Genomic DNA, 3,115 nt, shown 5'->3' on the forward strand with positions numbered 1-3,115 from the left:
GCGCAGGCGATGCCGCGGAAGCCAACAAACCGGGCCGCCCTGATCGCGGCGGGGCCAACGAAGGGCGACTGCAGCGTGTCGGACACGCTGCCATGGACGGCGGCAGGGCGCGGCTATCACATCGACGTCTTCTCCGATGGCACCGACTGCATCAATGCCGCGACCGCGCTGGTGATCCGGGCGCCGGACGGCCGTCCGCTCTACAGCGCCGCGACGCCGGGCTTCATCGTCGAGATCTACCATTCCGCACTCAGGACGCGGGCGGACATGAAGAAGGCGCTGGCCGGCATCGAGACGATGACGGAGGACACGACCGGGAAACTGCCGGCATGGCCCGATGGCCTGGCCGAACGCGAAATCACCCAGGGCGACTTCACGACAACTGTGGCCGAGCCCTTCGACCGAACCTCCTGGAACGCGCTGCGCGAAGCCCAGCGGCCGATGCTGGCGGTCGATCCCGGCATCGAATCCGTGAGCTTGGTGGTTCTGATGCCGGATGGCCGGGTCGTCGAGGTCGGACGCAGCCGCCAGAACTGAAGCCGTCAGCCCTTGCCGAGGTCGCCGATCCGATCGGCGATGATCTTGGTCAGGTAAGGCGCCACGAACAGAACGACGAGCAGGCGGACCGTCTGCATGGCCATCACGAAGGACACGTCGACGTCGGTCGAGGCCGCGATGATGGCGATGGAATCGGCGCCGCCGGGGCTGGTGGCGAGATAGGCGGTGAGCGGATCGATGCCGGCCGCGAACACCATGAAGGCCGCAACGCCGCCGCACAGCGCCAGCATGGCGAAGATGCACAGGAGAATGCCGGGAAGCTGGCGCAGCACGTGGACCAGCAGCGCGCGTGTGAAGCGCAGGCCGACGTTCCAGCCGACCAGCGCATAGCAGCCGGCGAGCAGCCAGGTCGGCAGCTCGAGCCGCAGCCAGCCCATATGCGTGAGCACGATGCCGCCGACCAACGGCACCAGGAAGGCGCCGGCCGGGATGCTGAGCCGCCGCGCCAGCCATGAGCCCACGCCGGCCAACGCCAGGGTCTCGAGCAGCGGCAACCAGGCGACCTCGGGGAACCACACGATCGCGTCCGGCGCGTGCTGGGAGGCCCCGCCGAAGTAACGCGCCACCCCGGCCGCGACGGCCGCCACCATGACGACGCGCAGATACTGCATGAAGGCCACCATGCGCATGTCCGCGCCATAGGCTTCCGCCATGTAGGTCATCACCGAGGCGGCGCCGGGGCTCACGCCCCACAGCGCCGTCGTGCCGGGCAGCATCTGCCAGCGCGTCATCTGCCAGCCCACCCAGGTGCTGGCGGCGACGACCGAGACGACACCGACCGTGAACAGCGCCCAGTGCCCGAGGATGTCGCCCACGATCGTGAGCGGCACCATCTTGGCGATCATGCTGCCGACGATGCCCTGCGCCACCGCGAAGACCGGCACGGGATAGGTCACCTTGCCGCCCCACGAGGCGAAGGCGACACCGGCGAGCAGCGGCCCCAGCATCAGCGCCGCCGGCGCGTGCAGCCACAGCATCAACGCCGTCACCGGCACGGTCAGCGCGATCAGCGCAGACCATGAGGTGAGGTGTCGGCCGACGCCTGTCATGCGCTGGACCGTGATGGGGACCAAAGCGAAAGGTCCTTCGCTGCGCTCAGGACGACAAGTTTATCGTCGGCGGCGCACTGCGCCATTGCCCACACCGGTGTCATCCAGAGCGCAGCGAAGGACCCTTGCCTTGCTCGTCCGATCAGTTGCGTCAGGTCAGAAATTCCTCGGCCTCGCCGTTCATGTCGCGGATGGTCGACATCAGCTCGACCACCGCCACGGCAAGCCTTGCATCATCCGTGCCGCGCAGGACCAGCGAGACGCTGGGCTTGCCGTCGCGGAAGGCAGGATAGGATCCGATGTCGATATCCTCGTAACGCTTCTGCAGAGCGCCCAGCGGCTCGGCGATGATGCCTTCGGGCAGGTTGGTGCGCACGGTGCGTGAGAGGACCGGGGTGCCGCCGACCAGCCGGTGCTTCATCGACTGGAACATCGCCTCGGCGACCTTGGGGATGCCGGCGAAGGTGAAGACGTTCTCCATCTGGAAGCCGGGCGCCACGGACACGGGGTTATCGACCAGCACGCCGCCATGGGGGACCCGCGCCATGCGCCGCCGCGCCGGCGTGAACAGCGCCGGATCGCCGTAGTGCCGGGTCATGCGGGCGACCGCCTCGGGATGCTCGGAGATTCCGACACCGAACGCCTTGGCAATGCAGTCTGCCGTGATGTCGTCATGGGTCGGGCCGATCCCGCCGGTGGTGAAGACGTAGTCGAATTTGGCGCGCACCTCGTTGAGGGTCGCCACGACGGTCGCTTCGATGTCGGGGATGACCCTGGCCTCCATGACCCGGACGCCGAGCTTGCCCAGTTCGGTGGCGAGATACTGGATGTTGGAATCGCGGGTGCGGCCGCTCAGGATCTCGTTGCCGATCACGAGGATGCAGGCGGTGACGATTTTTGCCGGGTCTGACATGCAATGCCTGCGTAATTATCGTTTGGTTTCAGGACCCTATCGGACCCCGGCCGGCGGGCCAAGCCGCGGTCCCGCCCTTGTTACCGCCGGTATCGCATGCCAAATAAGGCGGATGACCAATTCACGCGAAATCGTCGACGACAGCGCCGACTATTGGCGCCGCGACGAGCGCACCATCAAGCTGCATGGACCCGAAGGGTTCGCCGGCATGCGCAAAGCCGGCCGGCTGGCCGCCGAGACCCTCGACTTCATCACGCCCCACGTCCAGCCGGGCGTCACGACGGACGAGCTCGACCGGCTCTGCCACGAGTACATCCTGGACCACAAGGCGATCCCCGCCCCGCTGAACTATCGCGGCTTTCCGAAGTCGATCTGCACCTCGATCAACCACGTCGTCTGCCATGGCATCCCGTCGGACAAGCGGCTGCAGAACGGCGACATCGTCAATATCGACGTCACCGTGATCCTCGACGGCTGGTACGGCGACACCAGCCGCATGTATTACGCGGGCGATGTCGGCGTGAAGGCCAAGCGGCTGTGCGACGTCACCTACGAGGCGATGATGCGCGGCATTGCGGCGGCCAAGCCCGGCGGC

The 3,115-nt window shown here is 67.1% G+C and carries 4 protein-coding genes; 2 read left to right on the forward strand and 2 right to left on the reverse strand.

The features are described from left to right. The coding region (locus ACTIFJ_RS15215; RefSeq protein WP_439534960.1) for a hypothetical protein at positions 1–537 on the forward strand (537 nt) is incomplete at its 5' end. A 5-nt stretch (positions 538–542) separates the two neighbouring features. Here ACTIFJ_RS15215 and ACTIFJ_RS15220 read toward each other — a convergent pair. Beyond that, complete coding sequence (locus ACTIFJ_RS15220) at positions 543–1,607, reverse strand: AbrB family transcriptional regulator (RefSeq protein ID WP_439534961.1); 1,065 nt, start codon at positions 1,605–1,607, stop codon at positions 543–545. Positions 1,608–1,758: 151 nt separating this feature from the next. Continuing rightward, positions 1,759–2,520 carry a competence/damage-inducible protein A gene (locus ACTIFJ_RS15225; RefSeq protein WP_439534962.1) on the reverse strand — a complete coding sequence of 254 codons (762 nt, stop codon included), beginning with the start codon at positions 2,518–2,520 and terminating at the stop codon, positions 1,759–1,761. A 112-nt stretch (positions 2,521–2,632) separates the two neighbouring features. Here ACTIFJ_RS15225 and ACTIFJ_RS15230 point away from each other — a divergent pair. Continuing rightward, positions 2,633–3,115, forward strand: a 483-nt coding sequence (locus ACTIFJ_RS15230; protein ID WP_439534963.1) for a type I methionyl aminopeptidase, incomplete at its 3' end; no start/stop codon positions are given.

The organism is Polymorphobacter sp. (assembly GCF_051860865.1).
In the GTDB taxonomy this organism is placed as follows: Bacteria; Pseudomonadota; Alphaproteobacteria; order Sphingomonadales; family Sphingomonadaceae; genus Sandarakinorhabdus.

Coding starts and splice junctions, on each gene's coding strand:
- ACTIFJ_RS15220 (WP_439534961.1), bottom strand. CDS start 1,607: ATGACAGGCGTCGGCCGACACCTCACCTCATGGTCTGCGCTGATCGCG.
- ACTIFJ_RS15225 (WP_439534962.1), bottom strand. CDS start 2,520: ATGTCAGACCCGGCAAAAATCGTCACCGCCTGCATCCTCGTGATCGGC.